The 23,260-nt window shown below is 44.7% G+C and carries 22 protein-coding genes; 13 read left to right on the top strand and 9 right to left on the bottom strand.

Annotation, left to right across the window (positions count from 1 at the left end; genetic code table 11):
• Positions 1-957, bottom strand: a complete 957-nt coding sequence (locus ACZ5V1_RS00205; protein WP_464390062.1) for an aldo/keto reductase — start codon at positions 955-957, stop codon at positions 1-3.
• A 251-nt stretch (positions 958-1,208) separates the two neighbouring features.
• Here ACZ5V1_RS00205 and galE point away from each other — a divergent pair, with 251 nt between their 5' ends.
• Positions 1,209-2,246: a UDP-glucose 4-epimerase GalE gene (gene galE, locus ACZ5V1_RS00210; RefSeq protein ID WP_464390063.1), complete on the top strand. Its 1,038-nt coding sequence runs from the start codon at positions 1,209-1,211 to the stop codon at positions 2,244-2,246.
• Between the two features lie 186 nt (positions 2,247-2,432).
• A complete protein-coding gene (locus ACZ5V1_RS00215) occupies positions 2,433-3,365 on the top strand; it encodes a DUF2333 family protein (RefSeq protein WP_464390064.1) in 933 nt (310 codons plus the stop codon).
• Positions 3,366-3,526: 161 nt separating this feature from the next.
• Here ACZ5V1_RS00215 and glpQ read toward each other — a convergent pair whose 3' ends face one another.
• The 3 genes from glpQ to ACZ5V1_RS00230 all read right to left on the bottom strand — a co-directional run bounded on the left by glpQ (position 3,527) and on the right by ACZ5V1_RS00230 (position 6,986).
• The gene (gene glpQ, locus ACZ5V1_RS00220) at positions 3,527-4,621 is read right to left on the bottom strand and encodes a glycerophosphodiester phosphodiesterase (RefSeq protein WP_464390065.1); all 1,095 of its coding nucleotides are present in this window, start codon (positions 4,619-4,621) and stop codon (positions 3,527-3,529) included.
• 348 nt (positions 4,622-4,969) lie between these two features.
• Positions 4,970-6,202, bottom strand: a complete 1,233-nt coding sequence (locus ACZ5V1_RS00225) for an O-antigen ligase family protein (RefSeq protein WP_464390066.1) — start codon at positions 6,200-6,202, stop codon at positions 4,970-4,972.
• Positions 6,203-6,257: 55 nt separating this feature from the next.
• Entirely contained in the window at positions 6,258-6,986 is a 729-nt protein-coding gene (locus tag ACZ5V1_RS00230) for a glycosyltransferase family 25 protein (protein WP_464390067.1), read from the bottom strand.
• Between the two features lie 854 nt (positions 6,987-7,840).
• Between ACZ5V1_RS00230 and ACZ5V1_RS00235 the strand changes: the two genes are divergently transcribed.
• Positions 7,841-9,028 (top strand): iron-containing alcohol dehydrogenase, encoded by a 1,188-nt coding sequence (locus ACZ5V1_RS00235; RefSeq protein ID WP_464390068.1) that lies wholly within the window; start codon positions 7,841-7,843, stop codon positions 9,026-9,028.
• 478 nt (positions 9,029-9,506) lie between these two features.
• On the opposite strand, the gene ACZ5V1_RS00240 is transcribed toward ACZ5V1_RS00235, so the two are convergent.
• On the bottom strand, positions 9,507-10,424 hold the full coding sequence (locus ACZ5V1_RS00240; protein WP_464390069.1) for an amidohydrolase family protein: 918 nt from the start codon (positions 10,422-10,424) through the stop codon (positions 9,507-9,509).
• Positions 10,425-11,284: 860 nt separating this feature from the next.
• On the opposite strand from ACZ5V1_RS00240, the gene ACZ5V1_RS00245 reads away from it, so the two are divergent.
• Genes ACZ5V1_RS00245 through eutJ form a run of 10 tightly spaced genes read left to right on the top strand, consistent with a single transcriptional unit; the run spans position 11,285 to position 18,662 of the window.
• A complete protein-coding gene (locus ACZ5V1_RS00245; protein WP_464390070.1) occupies positions 11,285-12,085 on the top strand; it encodes a cupin domain-containing protein in 801 nt (266 codons plus the stop codon).
• Between the two features lie 14 nt (positions 12,086-12,099).
• On the top strand, positions 12,100-13,080 hold the full coding sequence (gene pta, locus ACZ5V1_RS00250; protein WP_464390071.1) for a phosphate acetyltransferase: 981 nt from the start codon (positions 12,100-12,102) through the stop codon (positions 13,078-13,080).
• Between the two features lie 56 nt (positions 13,081-13,136).
• Positions 13,137-13,409: an ethanolamine utilization microcompartment protein EutM gene (eutM, locus tag ACZ5V1_RS00255; protein ID WP_020000567.1), complete on the top strand. Its 273-nt coding sequence runs from the start codon at positions 13,137-13,139 to the stop codon at positions 13,407-13,409.
• 38 nt (positions 13,410-13,447) lie between these two features.
• Positions 13,448-14,785: a 4Fe-4S dicluster domain-containing protein gene (locus tag ACZ5V1_RS00260; protein WP_464390072.1), complete on the top strand. Its 1,338-nt coding sequence runs from the start codon at positions 13,448-13,450 to the stop codon at positions 14,783-14,785.
• Position 14,786: 1 nt separating this feature from the next.
• On the top strand, positions 14,787-15,344 hold the full coding sequence (locus ACZ5V1_RS00265; RefSeq protein WP_464390073.1) for a BMC domain-containing protein: 558 nt from the start codon (positions 14,787-14,789) through the stop codon (positions 15,342-15,344).
• Positions 15,345-15,393: 49 nt separating this feature from the next.
• Entirely contained in the window at positions 15,394-15,747 is a 354-nt protein-coding gene (locus ACZ5V1_RS00270; protein WP_464390074.1) for a BMC domain-containing protein, read from the top strand.
• 41 nt (positions 15,748-15,788) lie between these two features.
• Positions 15,789-16,067 carry an ethanolamine utilization microcompartment protein EutM gene (gene eutM / locus ACZ5V1_RS00275; RefSeq protein WP_160715372.1) on the top strand — a complete coding sequence of 93 codons (279 nt, stop codon included), beginning with the start codon at positions 15,789-15,791 and terminating at the stop codon, positions 16,065-16,067.
• Positions 16,068-16,114: 47 nt separating this feature from the next.
• Complete coding sequence (locus tag ACZ5V1_RS00280) at positions 16,115-16,399, top strand: EutN/CcmL family microcompartment protein (protein ID WP_160715374.1); 285 nt, start codon at positions 16,115-16,117, stop codon at positions 16,397-16,399.
• Between the two features lie 17 nt (positions 16,400-16,416).
• Positions 16,417-17,844, top strand: coding sequence for an aldehyde dehydrogenase family protein (locus ACZ5V1_RS00285; protein WP_464390075.1), 1,428 nt, complete (start codon positions 16,417-16,419; stop codon positions 17,842-17,844).
• A gap of 2 nt (positions 17,845-17,846) precedes the next feature.
• Complete coding sequence (eutJ, locus tag ACZ5V1_RS00290; protein WP_464390076.1) at positions 17,847-18,662, top strand: ethanolamine utilization protein EutJ; 816 nt, start codon at positions 17,847-17,849, stop codon at positions 18,660-18,662.
• A 224-nt stretch (positions 18,663-18,886) separates the two neighbouring features.
• Here eutJ and ACZ5V1_RS00295 read toward each other — a convergent pair whose 3' ends face one another.
• The 4 genes from ACZ5V1_RS00295 to ACZ5V1_RS00310 all read right to left on the bottom strand — a co-directional run bounded on the left by ACZ5V1_RS00295 (position 18,887) and on the right by ACZ5V1_RS00310 (position 22,897).
• The gene (locus ACZ5V1_RS00295) at positions 18,887-19,606 is read right to left on the bottom strand and encodes a carbon-nitrogen hydrolase family protein (RefSeq protein ID WP_464390077.1); all 720 of its coding nucleotides are present in this window, start codon (positions 19,604-19,606) and stop codon (positions 18,887-18,889) included.
• A 401-nt stretch (positions 19,607-20,007) separates the two neighbouring features.
• The gene (locus ACZ5V1_RS00300; protein ID WP_464390078.1) at positions 20,008-21,288 is read right to left on the bottom strand and encodes a TRAP transporter large permease; all 1,281 of its coding nucleotides are present in this window, start codon (positions 21,286-21,288) and stop codon (positions 20,008-20,010) included.
• A 2-nt stretch (positions 21,289-21,290) separates the two neighbouring features.
• Positions 21,291-21,833 (bottom strand): TRAP transporter small permease, encoded by a 543-nt coding sequence (locus tag ACZ5V1_RS00305; RefSeq protein ID WP_464390079.1) that lies wholly within the window; start codon positions 21,831-21,833, stop codon positions 21,291-21,293.
• Between the two features lie 65 nt (positions 21,834-21,898).
• Positions 21,899-22,897 carry a TRAP transporter substrate-binding protein gene (locus ACZ5V1_RS00310; RefSeq protein WP_464390080.1) on the bottom strand — a complete coding sequence of 333 codons (999 nt, stop codon included), beginning with the start codon at positions 22,895-22,897 and terminating at the stop codon, positions 21,899-21,901.
• Between the last annotated feature and the right edge of the window lie 363 nt (positions 22,898-23,260).

The raw sequence follows: 23,260 nt of genomic DNA on the forward strand, positions 1-23,260 counted from the left end.
TTAGAATTCTCCATCCCATAGGTTTTCTATGGTGTATGGTGAGTTGTAGAAGGTGAACATTTTGCCGTCGATAATACGGGCTCCCATATCTAACTCAGCGATGGCAGTCATATCGTTCGCGTCGAGATTGATTTCTGTACTTTTAATGTTTTCCTGAATGCGCTCCGGCGTGATCGATTTTGGAATAGCAACTACGTCCAGTTTTAAGAGCCATGCAATGAGTACTTGAGCTGTCGTACATCCATGTTTTTTAGCAATGGTCATAATAAGAGGATGCTTGAGGAGCGGTGGAGGTTTACAACCATCTGCTGTTGTAATTGGAGTTCCAATAGAACCTAGTGGGCAATAAGCTGTGAGTCTAATGTCATGCTTGCGAGCAAATGCAACTTGTGCGCGTTGCTGTTGGTACGGATGCATCTCTATCTGATTAATTGCGGGCGGAATAGCCGCAGTTGATAACAGTGCTGTAAGTTTTTTTATGCTGAAATTGCTTACGCCAATATTACGAACGATCTCTCGATCTACACAATCTTCCATACCTCGCCACGTGTCACGAAGCGGGACTTCTTCCAGCGAAAAGTAGTCATCTCGTTTTCCGGGAAGTCCTACACCGGGCTTTAATGCAACCGGCCAATGCATGAGATACAAATCTAAATATTCCAGTCCCAGATCTTCCAGTGTTTGCGATAGGGCAGGTAATACCTCCTCCGGCTTATGGGCGTCACACCATAGTTTGGAGGTTATCCATAGCTCTTCACGGGAAAATAACTTTAATGCTTTTTTTAGAGCAGTACCAATCTGTTTTTCGTTACCATAAATTGCTGCACAGTCTATATGCCTGTAGCCAGCATCCAGTGCAGCTAAAATGGCATGCTCTATCTTGTCTGGTGGGCTTAGATACGTGCCAAGCCCCAATTCCGGAATTTTGTTACCGGTGGGTAATTGGAAGTGTCTCATAGAATGCCTCCGCTATGCATCTATAGGGCGAAAGAAAGGATTTTGCTCTAGCATATCAGAGATAGCGGGCATGTAAATATGATGTTGAGCAGTGTGTTTTTCTAAAATAATTTCCTGTGTTATTTCAAAGGAAAATAGAAAATATGATGAATATTTTGTAGCGCCAATTTGTATGATTTGTTAGAAAAATAGAACTGCTATAAAGAGATAGGGCTTCGATGTATATTTTTTAAAGAGAGTGCTGATTTCGTATGAAAAATATTCTGGTAACTGGCGGTGCGGGCTATATTGGTAGTCACACATCAATTGAACTGCTTGAGGGTGGATATAACGTCATTTGTGTGGATAATTTTTCAAATAGTTCAAAAGATATTTTTGACGTTATTCATGATCTTACAGGCAAGCATGTGACGTGGTATGAAGCTGATGTATGTGACGTTGAAGCGTTGCGCACCATAGTGAAGGCGCACGACATAGATTGTGTTATTCATTTCGCTGGATACAAAGCTGTAGGTGAGTCTGTTGAGAAACCACTTATGTATTACCAAAACAATATTGATAGTACGTTAGCTTTGTGTGAAGTCTGTTTAGAAAATTCTATTAACAACATCGTGTTCAGTTCTTCAGCAACAGTTTATGGCGCTCCTCAATACTTACCTCTTGATGAACATCATTCTTTAAGCGCAACAAACCCTTACGGTAATTGCAAGTTGTTTATTGAACACATATTAAAGGACGTGCACGTAGCACATCCTGAAATGAACATTGCATTATTGAGATACTTTAATCCGGTTGGTGCTCACCCTTCTCATAGGCTGGGAGAAAGCCCTAAAGGTATCCCCAATAATTTAATGCCATATATTTGCCAGACAGCTTCAGGTCTTCGCGAACAGTTAAGCATTTTTGGTGACGATTATGATACAGTCGACGGGACAGGAGTCCGAGACTATATTCATGTTGTTGATTTAGCGAAAGGGCATGTTGCTGCTATTAAAAAACTTGCAACAGCTCCCGGCTGTGTGGTTTATAATTTGGGAACAGGGAATGGCACTAGTGTACTTGAACTAGTACGAACATTTATTACTGAAAACAACATAGACGTGCCATTCGCCATTGCCCCTCGTCGAGCAGGAGATATTGCTGAATGTTGGGCGAATCCTGCCAGCGCAAAGGAAGAGCTTGGCTGGGAGGCACAATATACTATTGTAGATATGGTTCGCGATAGTTGGGAAGCTCAGAAAAGAATGAATGCGGGTGAAGAAGTAACTGTGACGCCTGAAGCCGTATAATTTCGTTAGATTTTTTTGTTAGAATGTAAAAAGTCCGTTTCTTTAGAAGCGGGCTTTTTATTTATTACATTTTTTGTTTCAATTGGGATGTAGTAGACAAGGTATAATAACTTGACTTATCAATGTTGTTAGCATCAAAAAAGTGAAAGTAAAATTTTTCTAAATAGTCACAGTAGGAGACCTTAAATGTCACGCATTGGACTCGCTTCCTTGAAACAACTTTTTAAAAGTAAAAGTGGTTCAAGGTCTTTAATAGTTGTATTAGTTCTTTTGGTTATCGTTGTAGGCTTCAGCATTGTTGGGATTCGTACTCAGGTTGCCGAACAGCCAGTAATGCCAATAAATGGTGAGATCAAGGGCGATGCAGACATTGCTCCATTGGTGTTCAAAGCAGCATACTTTTCTTTAGACAGAGAACTGAATGACTCCACTCTTGGTTGGCTCCCTAACGACTTAATGATTTCCCCGACATCATGGCTTGATAACAAGAGAAATCTTCAACGCGGTATTATATTTGCCACTCGCGGTATCATCAACGTGTATACCATGAACTTTGCACGTAGTGGTTCTGGTGAGGAAGTGAACAAGTATCTGCTGAAAGCGCAGACATCATCTTTTCCATACGCTGAAGATGTTTGGATGTTTGCATCATCCGAGAGCAGATACAACGAAGGTATCAAGTCAATTAATTCATACTTGAAAGATGTCGAAAGCGGCAAAGCTGTATTCAATGTAAAGACAGACGACCTGTACACTCTCATTGATACTCTTGAGTCACTTATCGAAATGCCTCAGTCCCGTTTGAAGACAGGGGTTGATTCTCATTTTGAAGCTGATGATGCTATCTACTTTGCAAAAGGTGTTTGTCTGGTTGTACGTGACGTATTGTACACCGTAACTAAGGCATACCCAGAGTTGATGAATCGCGGTGGCGAACAGAACATTACTGTTGCATTAGAAACACTTGATATTATAGCTAGCTTTAATCCGTTATACGTATTTGCTGGCGGGAATAAAAATGGTGACTCAATGCTTCCGAATCAGGTGCAGGCTTTGGCCTCTAAGCTTGATATTACCGCAAACCGTCTGCGTGATGTTAAATTAGCATTAGATAAATAGACGATAGTAACTAGGTGGAGTTTGAAAGTAAGAGCTGTTTCTTATAGACGCTCTTTATTGAAAACCTCTCTAGATCCGAATGAAATTAGAAAGCCCGCCTCATTTTGAGGCGGGCTTTCTTCGTTTCATAACTAAATTGTAAGGCGAATGCTTATCGTAAGCTATAAGCCCTGACGCTGATATTCTGCGCGACGCAGGAAGTTAACTGCCCGGTCAGGAAAATCAGTGAAAACACCGTCAACATCTACTGTGTAGTAGAAGATATCTAGCATGTCTTCAAAGCTTGCTGCGTATGCCGGGATGCGGCCGTTATCAAGACGGAAGGTGTAAGGGTGAACTTCCATGCCATTGGCGTGGGCATCTTTTACCATGTCTGTAATAACAAGATTGTTGCGAGTGGAGTCATTCTTAACGAGCATTGGCTTCCAAGGACCGATGCCGTCAGCGTACTGAGCGATACGCTCCATGCCGCCTTTTTCAAACATCCAGTCATAGTTGTAAGGAATAAATTTTCCGTTTTTCTTTTCCATGGTTTCGTTCCAGCTGGTTTCAGCAATAAGCTGAACAACTTTAACGTTCATACCGAGTTTAGGCAGAAGATCTTTACTGATGCGGCGTGTTTCGTTTGGATCAAAGCACTGTACGTATACTTTGTCTTCTTTAGTTGTGTAGCCGTACTCTTTAAGCATGTTTAATGCCGCCATGCTAATGTCTTTGCCTTCAGCACGGTGGAACCAAGGGGCTTTAATCTCAGGGTAAATACCAACATTTTCCCCTGTAGATTTGTTTAAGCCCTGAATAAGCTGAAGTTCTTCTTCAAATGTTGGGACTTCGAATGAAGAGGAAAACATTGGGAAACGAGCGCCGAAGCCCTGGACCTTCTTACCATCCTTGACATTGAACCCTTCGGTAACTTTAAGAGTTTTAATTTCTGGAAGGGTAAAATCGATTGCGAACCAGCGTTTTTCACCATTAACCATCCTAAAACGTTTCGGAAATTTTTCCATAACGTCAGTGATGCGATCAAGGTAATGATCGTGAAGAACGACAAGTTGGTCGTCCTTGGTCATGACTAGGTCTTGTTCAATGTAGTCAACGCCCATGAAGTATGCGGCAGCTTTTGCTTCAAGGGTGTGTTCAGGTAGATAGCCGGAAGCACCGCGGTGTGCGATTACGATTTTATTGGCACCTGCAAAGGCAACGCTTGCACTAAGAGCAATCAGGGCAATAAGTAAAAATGACAGCAACTTTTTCATAATAAACTCCTCAAAAAATATTATATGGTTACATATCATAAAAGGTTAGAAAGGCAAGGCTGATAGCGCTTACAATTGGTGGGGAAACTCCTGAGTTTTTGCTAGTGTTGTGCTTTAGGTTAATGGGAAAGAATTTCATTTTTTTTGGTGAGACGTGTAAAAGATTCTGCCTTCGTTCGTTTTTATTGTATGAAGCAAGATAAGAAACGAAGAATAATTTTTACAATCCCATAGGTAGTTACGAAAGAATTGTTACATGTACATCCATCAAAAGTTACAATTCAATACAAAAAAAGACTGTCCTCATTATGAGGCCAGCCTTATCGTTTGAATTTAGTATTTTTGAACTTAATTCAACAAAGTAAGAATCTTAGTAATACATGGTTTTGCTTGTATCGGGTCTTCTGAAGAAACTTTGTTTTTTTGGGACAAGTGTTCAAAAAGAATTGAGCCATATGCAAGTCCCAATGGGAAGAACAGGATAAACGCTCCATCATCACTTTTTATTCGAAGCTCTGTAAGGCCGTACCCTAGGCTAAAGAATGTCATTAAAAATAAGAACGTTTTAGTTTGACCGGAAGAGTAGCGGAACGCGGGAATAAATGCGCCGATGAGAAGCAGAGTGCCTACAATTCCCCATCCAAATAGTGAACCTAGGTAAATACTATGGGGGTGTGACCAGCGACTGTCGATGATCAGAATGTTTTTATTAACCATTTCTGAACGGTGTGCAGTTTTGTAGTTGCTGTCATAGTCACTGTATGCTCGTAAGCCATGGCCAAAAATTGGAGCCTCATTGATTCCTTGTAAGGCCGTGTACCAAATTCCCATACGTTGTTTGGTAGTTCTATCATTGAGAGGAGCGGTGAGTGGATCGATTAAGCGTTGTTGTTGCTTTGGTGGCAGAATAGAAAAAACAATAAGACCGAGAAGTCCTGCAACAACGACTATCTTAATTAAATGCTTTGAGCGGTAGAAGAGTATGTAGGCTGCAATTGCACACAATAAACCAAGGATAGTTGATCGGCTTACTGTCATGAAGATTGCTGTGCCGATAATGACAAATAAACAATATACGATAAGCCGTTTCTTTTTTGAAAAGATGCTCAGGTATGTAAATAGAGTGAAAATTGAAAATGCACCTGCTACTGCTAGTCGATGTGGATTTCCATACGACAAGATAAGGCGATCATCAAACATCTCTGGTGCCCAAAAGCATGCATAGGTAACACCTAAGAATAGAGTGACTAAGAATGCTGCGCACTGTGATAATAGCACCTTATGTGTTGCTTTTGAGAAGAAGAATTGAAGAGCAGCACCTGCAAATAACGCACATGCAAATCGCCCTGCCAGTCGTGCATCAATGAAGAAAGTGCCCGGAGAAATAAGTACATAAATAAGAAACAACAAAGGTGCGATGAAGAACGTTGGAATCGAAGGTCGATCCATTTTGAACCACTCGTAGGTGAGTAGCAACGCGCCACTTATTCCTGCGATGTAGAGAAATATTTTGACGCCTTTATGTATGCCAATGGCTATGAGCAGGGCGTAGAGAGAAAGGAGCACAAATGTTTTTGCCATACCATAAACATTGGATGAGTCGAAAACGTTTTTCATATTGTTAGTCGCTAATTATCTATTTTCTTTTGAGATGACGGAGGGAAGTGAGCAGTGTGGCAGCCCTGATGTAGGAGATATCAAGTTCTCGAACACATTTTTGAAGCAGTGTTTTTTTACTCTTTACTCGATCCGCAATGGTTGTTGGACGTGAAGTGTCATGCTCAACAGGCATTGGGAGTAAAACGTAACATGGAACACCGTGATTATATGAGTGGTTCATGTAGACATCAATGGAGTGAAGAATTTGAGTACAGTGTGCCAAAAGTTTTTTGGCGGCAGCAGGGTGGATTGCATACGCGTTGCTGCAAGTTGTCCCAAAGATGGAAAGAGCAATCTTATACGTACCATTTAATTCGCGTACAATTTTATGTTTGTTGAGTTTGTTGCCGTAGAATCTGATGCAACCAAGGTCGTTAATTTGCTGTGCAGCAAAGCTAACAGCTTCGGGGAAGGTATCTTTGAGGATCGCATCGTCTTCGAGGACGACAATCGGGGTGTTTAGTTCAACGCATTTTTCCCACAACGTGATATGCGAAGCAAAGTTTGCAATTTGTCCACGTTGTAGTTCGCGCCCTCTCATGAAGAGTCTTTTCTTTGCGTCGTATCGATCGCTATATAAAAAATTCTTTTCTGAGCCGTCGACTGCGCTAATGAACTCATGGGCTAGGTTTAATTCATTCAGGCGAGCTTCCATGCTGGAGCGACGATCAGTTGATCGTTCTAAGTTGATAATAAATATTTTCATTAAATTCATTGAAGTTAAAGTTGAAGAATTACCAGTGTCGCAACAGGGTGCTGGTAAGTATTAGAGGCTGAATTTCTTTGTATCGAAAAATAATTTTAAACTATAAGTAGCTAGATGTAGTTGCGTCAACTTTTTTGTTACTAACAAGCGCGAACTATCATGATTTTGGTATGTTGCGTGTTGGGAATGTTCAGGTTGAAAAATGCTGTAGTGCTCCCTCTTTATCGTTGAAGCTGAAATGTTTCGAAAATGCAACAGGGGTGGTGTGTGAGCAATAATTACGAAAAATCCTGTTCTTTATGAGGGGGTTTGTGAAAAAAAGAATAAATAAAAGCGATAAAGCTATACGGGGGCTTAGGCGCATTTTACTGTATCTGAGATGCATTGTTGCAACAGAAAAGTGGCATGTTGCATAAAAGAGTCGGAGGTACCGGTTTCATTGAATTCAAGGTAGAAGTGGTGGGGTAGTAAATAACATTATTGTGCAGTTACACAGTGCAAAGATGAAAGGAAGAAAAAAAGGCATAAAATAACTATTTAAATAACTAATTAAATTTTAAGAATATTTTTAGTAATTTTGAATTGATTTTATGATGAGATGATCAAAGCTTGGTTGTTTGCACATTTATTGCTAAATAGAAATGCTTGTTAATTTTCGTACAAAGCGCCTTGCTTTGACAGAATTACGGCACACAGCTTTTTTGCTGTGTTTTGCCTGTTGGAACAAACGAATTCGAAGAGCGTATTGAGTCACTGGGGTAGTGACTCGTTCTGGCAGAGCAACAAAAAAGGTTTTTTGGGTTACTAAATTTATTTGGTGCAAACAGCAACTTTCATCACCGGAAGGAATTGAGATGAGCTTTCAGCAGACAGTAGCGCCTGTCGAATTTTATATGCCGTCAGTTACAGTTATCGGTTCTGGCGCAGTTAAAGAGATTCCAGCTAGACTTGCGTCTCTGGGAGGTACCAAGCCTTTGCTCGTAACCGATAAGGGTATGACACAGCTTGGAGTTACCGCTTCTATCGTACAGCTTATGCAGGGTGCAGGCATGCAGTGCGCAGTATACGATGAAACTGTTCCTAACCCTACCGACAAAAACGTTAGCGATGGTCTTGCACAGTACACCGCTAATGGTTGTGACTGCATTGTTACCCTTGGTGGTGGTAGTGCTCATGACTGCGGTAAAGGGATCGGAATTGTCGCCACTAACGGCGGCACTATTCATCAGTACGAAGGTGTAAATAAAGCACGTGTGGCGATGCCGCCATTTCTTGCAGTAAATACTACCGCAGGAACCGCGTCTGAAATGACTCGTTTCTGCATTATTACCGATACCGCACGTAAAGTTAAAATGGCTCTCGTGGACTGGCGTGTGACTCCAAACATTGCTTTGGATGATCCGGAGCTTATGGTTGGTATGCCACCAAGCCTTACAGCTGCGACTGGTCTTGATGCACTTACACATGCAGTGGAAGCATATGTTTCTACTGGTGCAACACATATGACTGACGCAAACGCAGAAAAAGCAATTAAGCTTATTTCTAAGTACCTGCGTCGTGCAGTTGGTAACGGTCGTAACCTCGAAGCTCGTGAAGCAATGTGTTATGCACAGTATCAGGCTGGTATGGCGTTTAACAACGCTGGCCTCGGATATGTTCATGCAATGGCACACCAGCTTGGCGGCTACCTTAACTTGCCTCATGGTGAGTGTAACGCAATTCTTTTGCCGCACGTATGTGAATTCAACATGCTTGCAGCTATGGATCGCTTTGCAGAAATGGCAGAATTCTTCGGTGTACAGGGCGCAGCTCGTACACAGCGCGAAGCGGCAGGCAATGTAATTCAGGCAATTCGTGATCTCATGCAGGACGTGAATATTCCAGCCAGCCTTACAATGCTTGCAAAGAAATACGGTAAAACCGTAAATCCTGAAGATTTTGAAGTTATGGCAGAAAGTGCAATGAAAGATGCTTGTGCAGTTACAAACCCTCGCGGTATGCGCAAAGAAGACATCATCGCAATCTACCGTAAGATTTTATAGTCTCTCGATTTAAATTGAATAGTGAAGCGCCTGACAGATTCTGTCAGGCGCTTTTTTTAGGTCTATAGCGTGCTGAGCACAAAAGATTTTCTGGATAGGGTTTGGAAGCTGTGGAAGATATTTTTTGGATAACAAAATACCCTGATTTCCTGGCAAGGGAAATCAGGGCATTTGTGGGAGTGTGCTCCCGTGCCCAGACAAGGCTTGAAAGATGAGGGGACAAAGATAGCTATAAGAAGCGGGGAGAATCTTACTAGCCGCGCGTGGTACCTGCGCTTATGTCACCTCAAGCAGGGTTCGGAATGGAGTGTTCCGTTAGGTAACCGGAGCAGTAGAACAGCTTTAGAGGCATGATCAAAGGAGGTGCTGGTCAACCATCCGGTTTAAAAATTTGTTAGCACTGTGTGCTGTATTTTCTAGTTGGCGCACACAGAGGTGCGCCAACTAGAAATATAGAAACTAAGTAGTGGTGCTACTACTATTTGCCGAGACGTGCGAGAACTTCGGAAACGATGTCTTTTACGAGATCAGCAGATGCTGGAGCAACGGAAGCTGCAGGAGCAGTTTCGAGGCCAAGCAGTTTAGCAGCGTTGTCGTGCATTACTTTCTGACGTACTTCAGGTGCGAACGGAAGTTCGTTGTAAGTCTGAAGAGCTTCACGGAAGTCAATGAATGGGTGTGCAGATGCGTAAATCATCTTGTCAGCAATCATTGTGTTAGCAGCCTGAATGTACGCTTCGGACATAGGGGAGCGTTCGAATTCAGAAATTTCGAGGTAAACGTTTTTGTTACGTTCAGCAACGATGATAGCTTCGTTAACCCATGGGTAGCCACCGTGGCTGATAACGATTTTGAGCTCAGGGAAGTCACGAGCAACAAAGTCGATGTAGCGAGGTGCAACGTGGTCAACTACTGCAGCAGGAACGAGAGTAGCAGGACCAGTTGTGAATACGAGAGGAATATCGAGTTCACAACATTTGGAGTAAATTGGGTAGTACTTTGCGTCGTTCGGGTAGATCTGTGCAAGGTATGGGTCAACAGCAGCACCGCGAAGGCCGAGAGTCTGAACTGCGTGGTTCAGATCGCGGATGCCCTGCATGCCTTTGTGTGGGTCCATACCGAAGAAGCCGATGAATTTTTCAGGATGAGCCTGAACAAAATCAATAACGCTCTGGTTGTTAGTCTTAGCACCGTAGGTGGTTTCACAGTCACGACCGGTGATAACAGCGCGAACAACGTTGTTAGCAGTAAGGTCCTGAACACACTCAGCTACGGTCTGAGCTTTCATTTTAGAAAAGTCGATGTGCTGGCAGAGACCTTTGAACATAGAGCTGTTCTGGATTCCGCTCAAAGTTTCCGCAGTGTTAGGGCGGAAACGGAAGTCAATCACGTTCATTGCAAATCCCCTATGGGTTTTCATCAATCGCCTGAGGCGTAAACAGTATGCTTCAAGGCGTTATTAAAATAATTGGTAGAATATAAATTACTGCCAGCAGTGTAACAGCAAGTAGAGTGCCAGAATTGATCGGCACAACCTTGTGAAAAGAATTTTTTAGTACATTTTCCGCAGTGAAAAGGCTTTAATGCGAGGGATTAACCAAGTGAATCTTTGATGAAATGACAAAGATTGTACAAAACAGATTGATTAGTTAATCAAAGTTTTTCTTGAAAAAACACCTAGCTAGGGATGTCTGAGCGTGTTTTTTGGGTGGGTAATTTGATGCGTACTTGCACCATAAAAATGGGAAATAACCTAATTGCACGGAATGCAATGCTTTGCGAGAAATAACACTGTGTTGCAAAAGCGCAGCTTCAGTAAAATTGTTACTGATTGTTAGAAAAACTGAAGATTATAACTCGTTGAAATGATATAACTAGATTGTATTATTAATAATCAATATTGATTACAACACAATGCTGCACATTTGCATCTTATGCATGCAAGAGCATAATAAAACTGTCTTGCGTTGAGTTTGTGTGGAAAATCACAACAACTTTTCCTGCTTCATATTTCTTTCCCAACCTCTTCCAACATGCAGAAAACAACACTTTATTTCTAATCAGCCATATTGATGTGAGTCTTTTAACATTAAGTATAGGGTGACGTTCTTTTGTGCACGGTTGTTGCAAGAGAGCGTAGTGCCTGCTCTCTTTTTTGCAGGTTATATAAATGTTACGCACAGGTTTTCTCAGCCCGAAAACTTGGGCAAAAGACTGAAAGCCCCATACAAGAACAGCCAACATTGGAGGTACTGCATGGGAAAACGGATAGTCACCGAGGCTGATGTTCGCAAAGCCGTTGATAACGGAACCAAAGCCCTAAGGCTTACTCTTTGTGAATGCATTATCACTCCACAGGCCCATGACAAAGCTCTGGAACTTGGAGTCTCTTTCATTGAATCTTCTCTTGAAGATGCTGCGCCTGCACAGGCTTGTAGCGCATCTGCTCCTGAAGCATGTGTCGCTCCTGCCCCTGCACCAGTATCAGCTCCAGTAGTAGCACCAGCTGCATCTGCTGCTCCAGCACCTGCATCTGAGTGTTCTGAAGCTGATATCGTTGTGCTGCAGGTTTGCGCGCTCCTCCAAGATAAGCTGCCTGCAGGAACAAGTATTGATGTACTTGAAGCTATTGTTCGTCGTGTTGTTTCCGCTAAGCTTGGCGAAACTGCATGTGCAACTAGCGCTCCTGCATCTGCACCCGTTGTAGAATCTGCAACTGGTAGCAACGGCGTTTGCTTTATCGACGGTCAGCGTTTGCAAAAGCAGGGTTCCAGCCCTGTAGCTCTCGACGAACAGGTATTCATCGCAGACGCCATTGGCGCATGCGATAATGCTAAGCTCGCAGCTGGCTACATGGAATGGGAACGCGCTTCCTTTACCCGTACTGTAGAATCTCCTGAGATCGGCGTCATCCTTGAGGGTGAATTGCATCTTACAATCGGCGGCGAAACCAAAATTGGTAAAGCTGGCGACATGATGTACTTCCCTGAAGGTGTTGCTGTTACCTACGGTACTCCATCTTCTGTACGCATCGCTTGCGTAAACAACATCCAGTAATCACGGAGATTGATGTGAGCATTCTGGAACGTTGTAAAGAAGCATGTAAACAGAACCCAAAGACTGTTGTGTTTCCGGATTGTCTTGATGAACGTGTGCTCGAAGCCGTTACTCGCCTGAAGGCTGACGGTCTTTGTAACCCAGTGCTTGTTCAGTCACCATTTGCAGTGCGCAATAAAATGCGCGAAGCAAAAATCCGTACTAACGGTTTTACCGTTGTGGATCACACTAGTCCTACACTGCTTGAAAAAAATGCAACCGAGTTTTTCGCAATGCGCGAAAAGAAAGGTAAAGCAATAACAATGGATGCTGCTGTTAAAGCCATGCGTTGTCCACTTGCTGGTGCTGCCATGATGGTTCGCCGTGATGAAGCACAGCTTGGTGTTGCTGGTAACATTTCCTCTACAGGTGATGTTATTCGCGCCGGGTTGCATATTTTGCCTAAACAGAAAGGTCTTAAAACCGTTTCTAGTTTCTTTTTCATGATTGCGCCTGAAGGCGGTAAGGACTACATTTTCGCGGACTGTGGCGTTGTACCTGCTCCTAACGCAGCTACACTTGCAGATATTGCCATAGCTTCTGCGGATAAAGCCCGAAAACTTCTTGGTGAAGAACCTAGAGTTGCCATGTTGTCTTTCTCTACCAAAGGTAGTGCAAAGCATGACCGGGTAACTCTTGTACAAGAAGCTTTGGTAAATGTCCGTGAACGTGAATCTGATCTTCTTATTGATGGTGAATTGCAGCTTGATGCTGCGATTGTACCAAGCGTTTCTGCATCCAAGGCTCCTGACAGCCCTGTTAAAGGTGAAGCAAACGTACTGGTATTCCCATCTCTTGAAGCAGGAAACATTGCATACAAGCTTGCACAGCGCCTTGGCGGTTACACCGCATTAGGCCCGCTTTTGCAGGGCTTTGCTGCTGGTTGGCACGACCTTTCCCGTGGTTGTAGTGCAGATGATATTTATAAAGTTGCCGTAGTAGGCCAGTGCCTGTAGCACGGCAACCAAAGTGAAACATAAGTCAGTTACTGACTAATTAATTGGAGGATACAATGGACGCATTAGGAATGATCGAAACTAAAGGTCTTACCGCTCTTATCGAAGCTTCTGACGCAATGGTAAAAGCTGCACGTGTACAGCTCGTTGGTTACAAGCAGATTGGTGCTGGTCTTGTTACTGCTATCGTTCGTGGTGACGTAGCTGCTTGTAAAGCTGCTACTGACGCAGGTGCTGCAGCAGCACAGCGTATCGGTGAAGTTGTAGCGGTTCACGTAATTCCTCGTCCTCACGGCGACCTGGAAGACGTTTTTCCATTTAAGCGCTAGTCGCTCTTTGTAGCCCTTAACGCACAAAGAAGAATGTCATGGACAAAGTAACACTTATCCGTTCGATCCAGAATGCTGGTGTTGTCGGAGAAGGCGGGGCCGGTTTTCCGGCCCACGTCAAATACGACGCACAAGTAGATACGGTCATTGCCAATGGTTGCGAATGTGAACCATTGCTCCATACTGATCAGTACATCATGAAGTCTCATGCTTCTGACATCATTCGTGCCATGCAAGCTGTTGTCGCAGCTACAGGGGCTACACGTGGTGTTATTGGCATTAAACGCAAATATACTGAAATTGCAGAAATTTTTGCTAAGGGTATGGAAGGTACTGGCCTTGAGCTTGCACAGCTCGATAACTTTTATCCTGCCGGTGATGAGCAGATTCTGGTTCATGAAGTAACCGGGAAAACCATCCCGCCTTTGGGTCTGCCTAAAGATGTAGGCGCTGTAGTTGCTAACGTTGGTACTTTGCACACTGTTGCACAGGCCATGGACGGCAAGCCACTTACCCATAAGGTACTTACAGTCACCGGTGATGTAGCCAAACCTTCTATTATCCGTGTACCGCTTGGTACTAGCCTTAAAGATTGTCTCGAGTTTTGTGGTGGTGCAACCAACGCAGACCCTGTATACATTCTTGGCGGCCCGATGATGGGACGTATGTGTGATTCTCAGGCTGCTTTTGAGAATGAAGTAATCACCAAAACAAGCGGCGGTCTTATTGTGCTTCCTCGTGGGCATTACCTGCACCAGCAGGCGACCGTTGACCTTCACACCATGCAGCGCCGTGCTGCTACTGCTTGTATCCAGTGTCGCATGTGTACAGAGCTTTGCCCGCGTTACCTCGTAGGTCAGAGCTTTGAAACTCACAAAGTTATGCGTGCATTTGGTGGCGGACAGGATGTAGCAATGGGTGCCACTCAGGCAGCTATGTGTTGTGAATGTGGTGTTTGTGAACTCTTCAGCTGTCCAATGGGACTTTCCCCACGCCGCATTAACAGCGCGCTGAAAGGTAAGTTCCGTGAACAAGGTGTTCAGTACACCGGACCGCGCGAAGTTCGTCCCGAGCAGTCTGCAATGCGTCCGTACCGTAAGATTCCGGTACCTCGTCTTGCATCAAAAATCGGCATTGCTGATTACATGAATATTCATCCTGAATTTGAAGGCGATTACAAGCCAGCTCAGGTAAGCCTCCCACTTCGCATGCACATTGGAGCACCTTCAGTAGCTCAAGTGAAAGTAGGGGATACCGTAACAGTTGGTCAGCTCATCGGTGCCGTGCCGGAAGGCGCACTTGGTGCAACCGTTCATGCTTCTATTGCAGGTACTGTAGTAGAAGTGGGCAACAATATCGTCATTAAAGGAGCATAGTGTGATAACTCAACTCCAGTCTGTTGGAATGATTGAATTTACTTCCATTGCAGCAGGTATTGAAGCAGCAGATCGCATGATGAAAGCTGCTCTCGTAGAACCTCTCATGCTTAAAACCATCTGCCCAGGCAAATTTGTTGCTGCGGTACATGGTGATGTTGCAGCAGTTCAGTCTGCTGTAGAAGCTGGTATGAGCGGTGCTGACGGTACTGTTGCAGACCATTTTGTAATCCCTAACATCAATGATGCTGTTGTTTCCGCAATGGCATGTGCTACTCCGGAACCTACCGGTTCAGCACTTGGTGTTATCGAAACTTTCTCCGCAGCGTCTTCTATTCTTGCAGCTGATACTGCTGCAAAAACTGCTGATGTTGACATCGCAGAAGTACGCATCGCAATGGGTCTTGGTGGTAAGGCATTCTGTATTCTTACCGGTGACGTTGCAGCAGTGAGCATGGCAGTAGAAGCAGCAGCTAGTGTTGTTGCTGAAAGTGCAATGCTTGTTCGCAAAGTCATTATTCCTAGCGCAGCTCCGGAAGTTTTACGTAATATTTTGTAGACGCTCCCTTTAGGTTGCGTCGTTTGAAGAACGAAAGGAACGTATCGTTATGAACGACTCTTTAGGTTTAGTTGAAGTTATAGGTCTCGTAGCTGCTGTTGAAGCTGCAGATGCTATGTCCAAAGCAGCTCGCGTACATGTACGTAGCGTAGCTAATGCTGATTCAGGCATGCTTACTGTTATTTGTGAGGGCGACCTTGCTGCAGTAGCTGCTGCTGTTGACGCTGGTAAAGCTGCTGCTTCCCGTCTTGGCGAATGCGTTGGTACTAACGTTATTGCTCGTCCTGGTGACGGCCTTGGCGAAATGATTGCTAACAAAATTGGTTCTATCTTTGACGAACCAAAGGCAAAGCCTGCAAAAGCTGAAGAAAAAGCTGCAAAGCCGGCTCAAAAGAAAAAATAAACCGGCTTATTCCGGTTGTTTCATATAAATAGGAGATACACATGGGCGACGCTCTTGGTATTATTGAAGTAAAAGGCATGACTGCTCTTGTTGAAGCATCTGATGCAATGACTAAGTCTGCACGTGTTGAGCTCGTAGGTTACGAGCGCATTGGTGGCGGACTTGTTACTGCCCTTATCCGTGGCGACGTTGCTGCTTGTAAAGCTGCTATCGATGCTGGTGCTGCTGCAGCACAGCGCGTTGGTGAAGTTGTTGCAGCTCACGTTATCCCACGTCCTCATACTGATCTTGAGGAAGTTTTCCCTATTAAGACTAAGTAAACTGCCAACGGAAGATTGCTTGGCGGCTATGAATAAGGAGATGCGATATGGAATTAGGAAGAGTACGAGGACAAGTAGTTGCTACTGTTCGTGATCCCGGCGTGCCCCCTGTTACCTTGCTGCTAGTGGATCTTATTACCGCTGACGGTGAAGTTGTTCGTTCTGGACAGGTTGCAGCCGACACCCTTGGTGCTGGCGAAGGTGAGATGATACTGCTTGTTCGCGGTAGCTCCGCTCGTTTTACTATGAACGATCGGCCACCTCTTGACCTGAGTGTAATCGCTATTATTGATCAGATTTCCTCACAGGGCGAAACAGTTTACAATAAATAAAATAGTTTGGAGCTAACATGGCTATCGCACGTGAACAGATAGAGTCTATTGTTTCTGAAGTTCTTACTCAGCTGACAGGCGCAGCACAGACTTCTGCTGCTGCTCCTGCACCTACCGCAGGCGACTGGGGCATCTTTGACGAATTAGATGATGCTGTAGCAGCTGCTAAAGTTGCACAGAGCAAAATCGGTACTATCGCAATCCGTAACAAGATTATCGATATCATCCGTCGCGCTGCACGTAACAATGCACGTCGTCTTTCTGAAATGGCTGTTGAAGAAACTGGCATGGGTAACGTTGAAGACAAGATTGCGAAAACTCTTCTTGTTGCAGACCGCACTCCAGGTACTGAAGCAGTATCTGCAGAAGCAATCACTGGTGACAATGGTTTTACCATGATCGAAAAAGCTCCTTGGGGCGTTATCGCATCTGTAACTCCTTCCACCAACCCTGGCTCTACTGTTATCAACAACGGCATTAGCATGATCGCTGCTGGTAACTCTGTAGTATTCGCTCCGCACCCAGCTGCTAAGCGTATTACTCAGGAAGCAATCAAGATCATCAACAAAGCTGTTGTTGCTGAAACCGGCATTGCGAACCTCGTGGTTGCTGTTAAAGAACCAACCATCGATGCTGCTAAACGTCTCTTTACTTTTGAAGGTATTAACCTTCTCGTAGTAACCGGCGGTGAAGCTGTAGTTGAAGCTGCTCGTAAAACCACCAACAAACGCCTTATGGCTGCTGGTGCTGGTAACCCTCCTGTAGTTGTTGATGAAACTGCTGACATTGCTCGTGCAGCTATCTCCATCTACACAGGCGCATCTTTCGATAACAACCTCATCTGCGCTGACGAAAAAGAAATTATCGCAGTTGATTCTATCGCTGATGAGCTTAAAGCTGAGATGAAAAAAGTTGGCGCATACGAGTTGACTCTTGAGCAGGCTAACACCATCGCTCAGACAGTTATTCTCGATTACGGCACTGACAAAGCTCGTGCTAATCCAAAATGGGTTGGTCGCGACGCTAAAAAACTCGCTGCTATCGCTGGCATCAGCGTACCAGATACCTGCAAGCTTCTCATCGTAGACGCTGGCCGTGACTCTGACTACGTTTTTGCAACAGTAGAGCAGATGATGCCGCTTGTTCCAGTTCTCCGTGCACACAACTTCGAAGAAGCTCTTGCATGGGCATTGAAACTTGAGCGCGGTCTCAGCCACACAGCTGGTTTGCATTCCACAAACGTTAATAACATGGAAGCAATGGCTCGTGCTACTAACACCAGCCTCTTTGTTAAAAACGGCCCTCACGTTGCTGGCCTTGGTGCTGGCGGTGAAGGTTGGACTTCAATGACTATCTCCACCCCTACAGGTGAAGGCGTTACTAACGCGGCTACATTTACCCGTATCCGTCGTTGTTGCCTCGTAGATTGCTTTAGGATCGTTTAGTTATGGCCATTTCTTGGGAGTTAGCATGCGAGCGACTTGATCGCGCCGCAGCAATGATGAATGATACCGAACCAGTTTCGGTTGAAGGCCCAATTCATGTCGGCATTGACTTAGGTACAGCTGATGTTGTGCTTATGGCTGTCGATGGTGAAGGCGAGCCTGTTGCTGTCTTCCTGGAATGGACTGAAGTTGTACGTGATGGTGTTGTGGTAGACTTTGTTGGTGCCTGCGACGTTGTTCGCAGATTCGTAGCCATGGCGGAAGAACGCCTTGGTATCGAAATCACTGAAGCCTCCACCTCTTTTCCTCCGGGTACCGATGCGCGTCTTTCCACAAATATTTTGGAAACCGCAGGTCTCGATGTGACTAATGTCGAAGACGAACCAAGCTGTGTTGCATCTCTTCTTGAGTTGGATAAAGCAGCAGTTGTTGATATCGGCGGTGGTACTACTGGTACTGCAATCGTTAAAGACGGTGAGATCGTTTTCAGTGATGACGAGCCGACTGGTGGTAAACATATTACGCTTACCATTGCCGGACACTACGATGTTGAACTCGAAGTAGCAGAAGAGTATAAGCGCAAAGCAAAGGAATACAACATCCTTGCCATTGCACGTCCTACTCTCCAGCGTGTGAGTGATATTGTTGCATCACATATGACAGGGTTTGAAGTTGATTCAATTCTTCTTTCAGGCGGTACTTGCTGCTTGCCGGGAATTGAAACCGTCTTCGAAAAAGAGCTTAAGCTTCCTGTACATCTTCCAAGCCAGCCGCTTATGTTAACACCGCTATCTATTGCAGCGTTAGCATTGCGCTAGGTTTGAGCGATTAGAAATACTAAACCGGCTGTCCGTAAGGGCAGCCGGTTTTTTTTGTCTTTGAAATTGTTGTGACGTTCTTTGTCTCGGGCAAACGCTCACTCCTAGGACACTCGTTCCCTTCCACCATTCCATTCGTGAAAGTTGACCTGCACTGCCTGATACTCGCACTAACGCCCCTTATCACATCTACAGAAGTTGTAATGACGGGCGACAATCAAGCGTTACTTTGTAAGTGAGGTCGTTACCAGTGAAGTGTTGTTCCTGGTGGCTTGGGTGAGTATGTTCCCATCTTTACCCCAGAAACTTGATCTACCTGCACATTCATATGGACCGGATTGGCCAATGTAGTTTGCCATGCCGATGACAATGTTATGCTGCTGTGCATAATTTGATAACATTTCCGAATCAGAGGAAAAGCCCTGCTCTGAACATAACACAGAGGCAAGGTAACAATCAGCACCAGCGGTTATCGTGTCCTGAATATGCTCTGGATGTGCTGTGTCTGCACAAACTGCCAGTCCAATAGAGAAAGAGTTTATGGAGAGGGTCATGTGCTGATTACCAGAAGTGAAATATGTGTTTTCAATCCCATGAAGATGGATTTTGCTGTAATGGCATATTGGTTTATCGGGAGATAATATGACCAGAGCAAGCTCCGGCTTATTGCTTTTTGTACGCAAAGGCGCACCAGCAAGAATGGTCATAGAATGCTGTTTAGCAAGTTTGCGGAGTGCTTGGAGAGGGGCAGAAGTGTATTCCATCGCCAGTTCGGCAGCAAGCTCCGGCTCGTATCCTGTCAGTGAGAGCTCTGGAAAAATAAGTAGTTTAACCTGTTCGTTTGCCGCGTACTCAATAAGTTCAACGTGCTGTGCTAGGTTTTCAACGGTGTTCCCTTTAGCGGGCTCAAATTGGGCAAGTCCAACAGTAAGGGTAGCGGGCATGGGTTATTCCTTTTGCTCGTTTTTGGGATGATATACTGTAACTATTTTCTTTAAGTATCTCTGCTGACGCTGAGAAAAACAACAAAAAATTTTATGATACGTATTCCTCAACAATTGTTGCTACGGAATACGTATCATAATCGCCCGCAGGGAGAGAGTGTCGTCTAAACGGGGTTAAGGGGGCAGTGCCCCCTTGCGGGGGTGTAGGGGGCGGAGCCCGCCTACCCGTCGGAGACAACGTAACAGAGGCCCCAAGTCTGTCCCCAGTTGCGACACTGCGCCAGCTGTAAACTGTTACGTAGATCATGTACTGGATAGAAAAAGAATAAAAAAAAGCGGAGAACCCTTTCGGGCTCTCCGCAATTTTTCGAGTAAGTGTTCAAGCATCAAGCTTGAAGGTATTACATAAGGAGTTTAGGCAAGAAGAGGATCAGCTGTGGGAACATCACGAGCAGGAAGATAACCCCGATTGTGACACAGCAGAATGGAATAGCTTTCGCCGATATCTCTTCTAGCGACACATCTGCAATACCCGAGGCAATAAACATGTTTTCCCCTAGTGGTGGAGTAGAGAAGCCTACGCCACAGCAACATACGAGAACGATACCAAAGTGGATTGGGTCCACGCCGAATGCTTTCATAACTGGAAGCAGTACCGGGGTAACGAGAAGGATGATTGCAAGGGTTTCCATGAACATGCCGAGGAACAGAAGAATAACTACTACAAAGATCCAAACAATCATTACGTTGGAAGTAAATGCAAGAAGCAATTCAACGATTTGATCTGGAATTCGGTACTGAACAAGTAGGCGACCGAATGCATACGCAGTAAACATAATAATGAGTACGCGACCGGTAAGCCATGATGTGGTCTCAAGAGACTTCATCAAGGATTTCAGACTGAGTTCTTTGTAGATGAAGAAGCCAACAAACAATGTGTAGAAAATTGCTACAATTGCAGCTTCTGTCGGAGTAAAGAAGCCTGAGTAGATACCACCTAAGATAACGATAGGTGCCATCATTGCCCAGAAACCGTCTTTCATGGACTTCAGAAGAGTTGATACTGACCATTCAGCCATCTCTTCGTGAACTGGCATGTTGCGGCATTTGAACAAATGCATGCAAATAAGACCAACAGCAATTAAGAGGCCTGGAATAACACCACCAAGGAACATTTTAGTGATGGATTCCTGTGCTGCTACGCCGTAAATAACCATAGGAATAGAAGGTGGGATAATGATACCTACGCCACCTGCAGTAGCAGTCGCTGCTGCAGCATAGCCCGGATCATAATCACGTTTAATCATAGCTGGAATCATCAGCATACCAACCGCAGCAGTAGTAGCCGGGCCGGAACCAGAAATAGCGCCGAAGAATACACAAGCAAGAGCTGTAGAAATTGCAAGACCACCACGAACAGGACCAACGAGGTTCTCAGCAATGAGAACTAATCGTTTCGATACACCCGCACATTCCATTAAGGCACCGGCAAGAACAAAAGCAGGCAATGCCATAATAGGGAAGCTGTTAACTGAGGTGAATGCGATCTGGATGAGCGTGCTCAGATCCTGACCTACTACCATGAATGAGAACATGGCAGACATACCAAGTGCTACTGTAATTGGTGCACCCAAAAGCATGAGCACCAAAAATGTGAGAAATAAGACTTCTGCAACACCCATGACTAACCCTCCTCACCCTTCAGAGCATTTTTACTCTTTTCAATATCAGCTTTGTCAGGGTCTTCAATTTCCTGCTTCAGAATCCATTTGATGTAGTTGACCTGCAAAATACGCACAGTCATCAGAGAGAAGCTAATTGGGAAGATCATGTACACCCAGCTGAGCTGCCAATCGAGCGCAGGGGTAGCGTACGGAAATTCGGTCAGGTCCTGGATGATCTCAATACCTTTCCAAGTCATCACGCTGTTAAATACGATCCAGACTACATCCATGAGAAGCATAGATACTTCCCCGACCATAGGTGGGAAAAGCTTAAACTGGAGCGTTACACGGTTGTGAGCAGCGAGTCTTGCCGCATAGGAAGCGCCGAAAAATACAAACCAAACAAACGAGAAGCGGGCGACTTCCTCACTCCAGTACAAAGGTGTGCCAATTTCACGCAGAATGATCTGGAGAAAAAGAATCACAACAAAGAATGCAAGGAGTGCTTGGCAGATGTAACTCTCAACATGGTCGAGAATATTAAAAAGGATTTTTTTGAACATCAGGTGTCCCCTAATTAAAATGAAATGAGCCGGTGATTACCACCGGCTCTGTAGTATCTGCGAGACTATTTTTTGCCGATGTAACCGAGGTAACGATCAAGCACTTCCTGTCCGCCAACAAAGTCGGTCATTTTAGGCCATACGTTTTCGATTGCGAGTTTTTTCCACTCAGCTTCGTCTTCGAGAGTATCAATCTGGATACCGGAAGCGATGAGTTCTGCTTTAGCGCGGCCAGCGTCTACGAGCTGGAATGCGAGGCAGTATTCCTGAGCTTCACGGCCAGCTGCAACTACGATTTCCTGCATTTCAGGAGAAAGCTTCTGGTAGAGTTTCTCAGAAATCATCATAGGCTGGAGCTGGTAAGTGTAATGAACTTCGGTGATGTACTTCTGTACTTCGTTGAATTTAGCAGCCTGGAAAGTGATGTAACCGTAGCACTGTCCGTCTACTACGCCCTGCTGAAGAGCTGTGAAAGTTTCAGCCCAAGAGATAGGCACTGGGTTTGCGCCCCAAGAGCGGTAAGTTTCAAGAATAACTGCAGACTGAGGAACACGGAATTTCATGTCTTTAATGTCAGCAAGTTTTTTGATTGGGCGTTTGGAGTTAGAAAGGTAACGGTAGTCAGTGTAAGTCCAACCAAGAACGCGGAAGCGACCTTCGTTGATAGCAAAATCGTTAAGCATTTCGTGAGCAGGACCAGTAGCACCGCGTACTACGTCGTACATGTTCTCGAAAAGGTAAGGCAAGGTAAGCAGACCAAGCTTTTTAACGAAAGGAACGGTGTTCGCGATACCCACTACTGCCATGTCGAGGTTGCCGCGGCGAACGTTCTGGATCATTTCGGTTTCATCACCGAGCTGACCACTTGGGAAAATCTGTACTTCTACTTTACCGTCAGTACGACCTTCTACGATTTCCTTAAAGCGGGTTGCAATAGCACCCATTTCGGAATCAATCGGGTCGCCCATGCCAATGCGCAAAATACTTGGATCCTGTGCAAATGATACAGATGAAACTGTCATCATTGCCACCAGTGCAACGAGCACTAAAGCTTTCCTAAACATACTTCCTCCTGAATGTATTCCACAATAGATACGCCTCTAACAGAGCGTGTAACTGTCGTTATGGAATAAGGTTGTTATTCACCCCCCTTCAACTGGCCGAAAGTTGTTGGGGGTAGTATTTCTTATGCTGAAGAAATTTTTGTCCGGAGGGAAACGACATGTTTTAACTGGTGGGACAGGTCATGTCGTTTCCCGAGGGCATAAACCATATGCTGAGTATAGAGCAAAGAAGAGACCAAAATTTGCACTTGTAAGAATATTTGTTGATATCATTAAGTAATAGTTAACAATTTGGTATTTCGGGTGGTTACAGGGGGTATGCGTGCCTGAATAAAATGGGACAAAGGTGTCCCTTTTTTTGCA

It is taken from the genome of Halodesulfovibrio oceani subsp. galateae (assembly GCF_055397225.1).

Excerpts from the sequence above, each read along its gene's own strand:
- ACZ5V1_RS00285 (WP_464390075.1), top strand. The coding sequence starts at position 16,417 with ATGGCTATCGCACGTGAACAGATAGAGTCTATTGTTTCTGAAGTTCTT.
- ACZ5V1_RS00305 (WP_464390079.1), bottom strand. The coding sequence starts at position 21,833 with ATGTTCAAAAAAATCCTTTTTAATATTCTCGACCATGTTGAGAGTTAC.
- eutM (WP_160715372.1), top strand. The coding sequence starts at position 15,789 with ATGGGCGACGCTCTTGGTATTATTGAAGTAAAAGGCATGACTGCTCTT.
- galE (WP_464390063.1), top strand. The coding sequence starts at position 1,209 with ATGAAAAATATTCTGGTAACTGGCGGTGCGGGCTATATTGGTAGTCAC.
- ACZ5V1_RS00260 (WP_464390072.1), top strand. The coding sequence starts at position 13,448 with ATGGACAAAGTAACACTTATCCGTTCGATCCAGAATGCTGGTGTTGTC.
- eutJ (WP_464390076.1), top strand. The coding sequence starts at position 17,847 with ATGGCCATTTCTTGGGAGTTAGCATGCGAGCGACTTGATCGCGCCGCA.
- ACZ5V1_RS00205 (WP_464390062.1), bottom strand. The coding sequence starts at position 957 with ATGAGACACTTCCAATTACCCACCGGTAACAAAATTCCGGAATTGGGG.
- ACZ5V1_RS00280 (WP_160715374.1), top strand. The coding sequence starts at position 16,115 with ATGGAATTAGGAAGAGTACGAGGACAAGTAGTTGCTACTGTTCGTGAT.
- ACZ5V1_RS00240 (WP_464390069.1), bottom strand. The coding sequence starts at position 10,424 with ATGAACGTGATTGACTTCCGTTTCCGCCCTAACACTGCGGAAACTTTG.
- ACZ5V1_RS00300 (WP_464390078.1), bottom strand. The coding sequence starts at position 21,288 with ATGGGTGTTGCAGAAGTCTTATTTCTCACATTTTTGGTGCTCATGCTT.
- ACZ5V1_RS00245 (WP_464390070.1), top strand. The coding sequence starts at position 11,285 with ATGGGAAAACGGATAGTCACCGAGGCTGATGTTCGCAAAGCCGTTGAT.
- glpQ (WP_464390065.1), bottom strand. The coding sequence starts at position 4,621 with ATGAAAAAGTTGCTGTCATTTTTACTTATTGCCCTGATTGCTCTTAGT.
- ACZ5V1_RS00310 (WP_464390080.1), bottom strand. The coding sequence starts at position 22,897 with ATGTTTAGGAAAGCTTTAGTGCTCGTTGCACTGGTGGCAATGATGACA.
- ACZ5V1_RS00215 (WP_464390064.1), top strand. The coding sequence starts at position 2,433 with ATGTCACGCATTGGACTCGCTTCCTTGAAACAACTTTTTAAAAGTAAA.
- ACZ5V1_RS00235 (WP_464390068.1), top strand. The coding sequence starts at position 7,841 with ATGAGCTTTCAGCAGACAGTAGCGCCTGTCGAATTTTATATGCCGTCA.
- ACZ5V1_RS00230 (WP_464390067.1), bottom strand. The coding sequence starts at position 6,986 with ATGAAAATATTTATTATCAACTTAGAACGATCAACTGATCGTCGCTCC.
- ACZ5V1_RS00295 (WP_464390077.1), bottom strand. The coding sequence starts at position 19,606 with ATGCCCGCTACCCTTACTGTTGGACTTGCCCAATTTGAGCCCGCTAAA.
- ACZ5V1_RS00225 (WP_464390066.1), bottom strand. The coding sequence starts at position 6,202 with ATGGCAAAAACATTTGTGCTCCTTTCTCTCTACGCCCTGCTCATAGCC.
- ACZ5V1_RS00270 (WP_464390074.1), top strand. The coding sequence starts at position 15,394 with ATGAACGACTCTTTAGGTTTAGTTGAAGTTATAGGTCTCGTAGCTGCT.
- eutM (WP_020000567.1), top strand. The coding sequence starts at position 13,137 with ATGGACGCATTAGGAATGATCGAAACTAAAGGTCTTACCGCTCTTATC.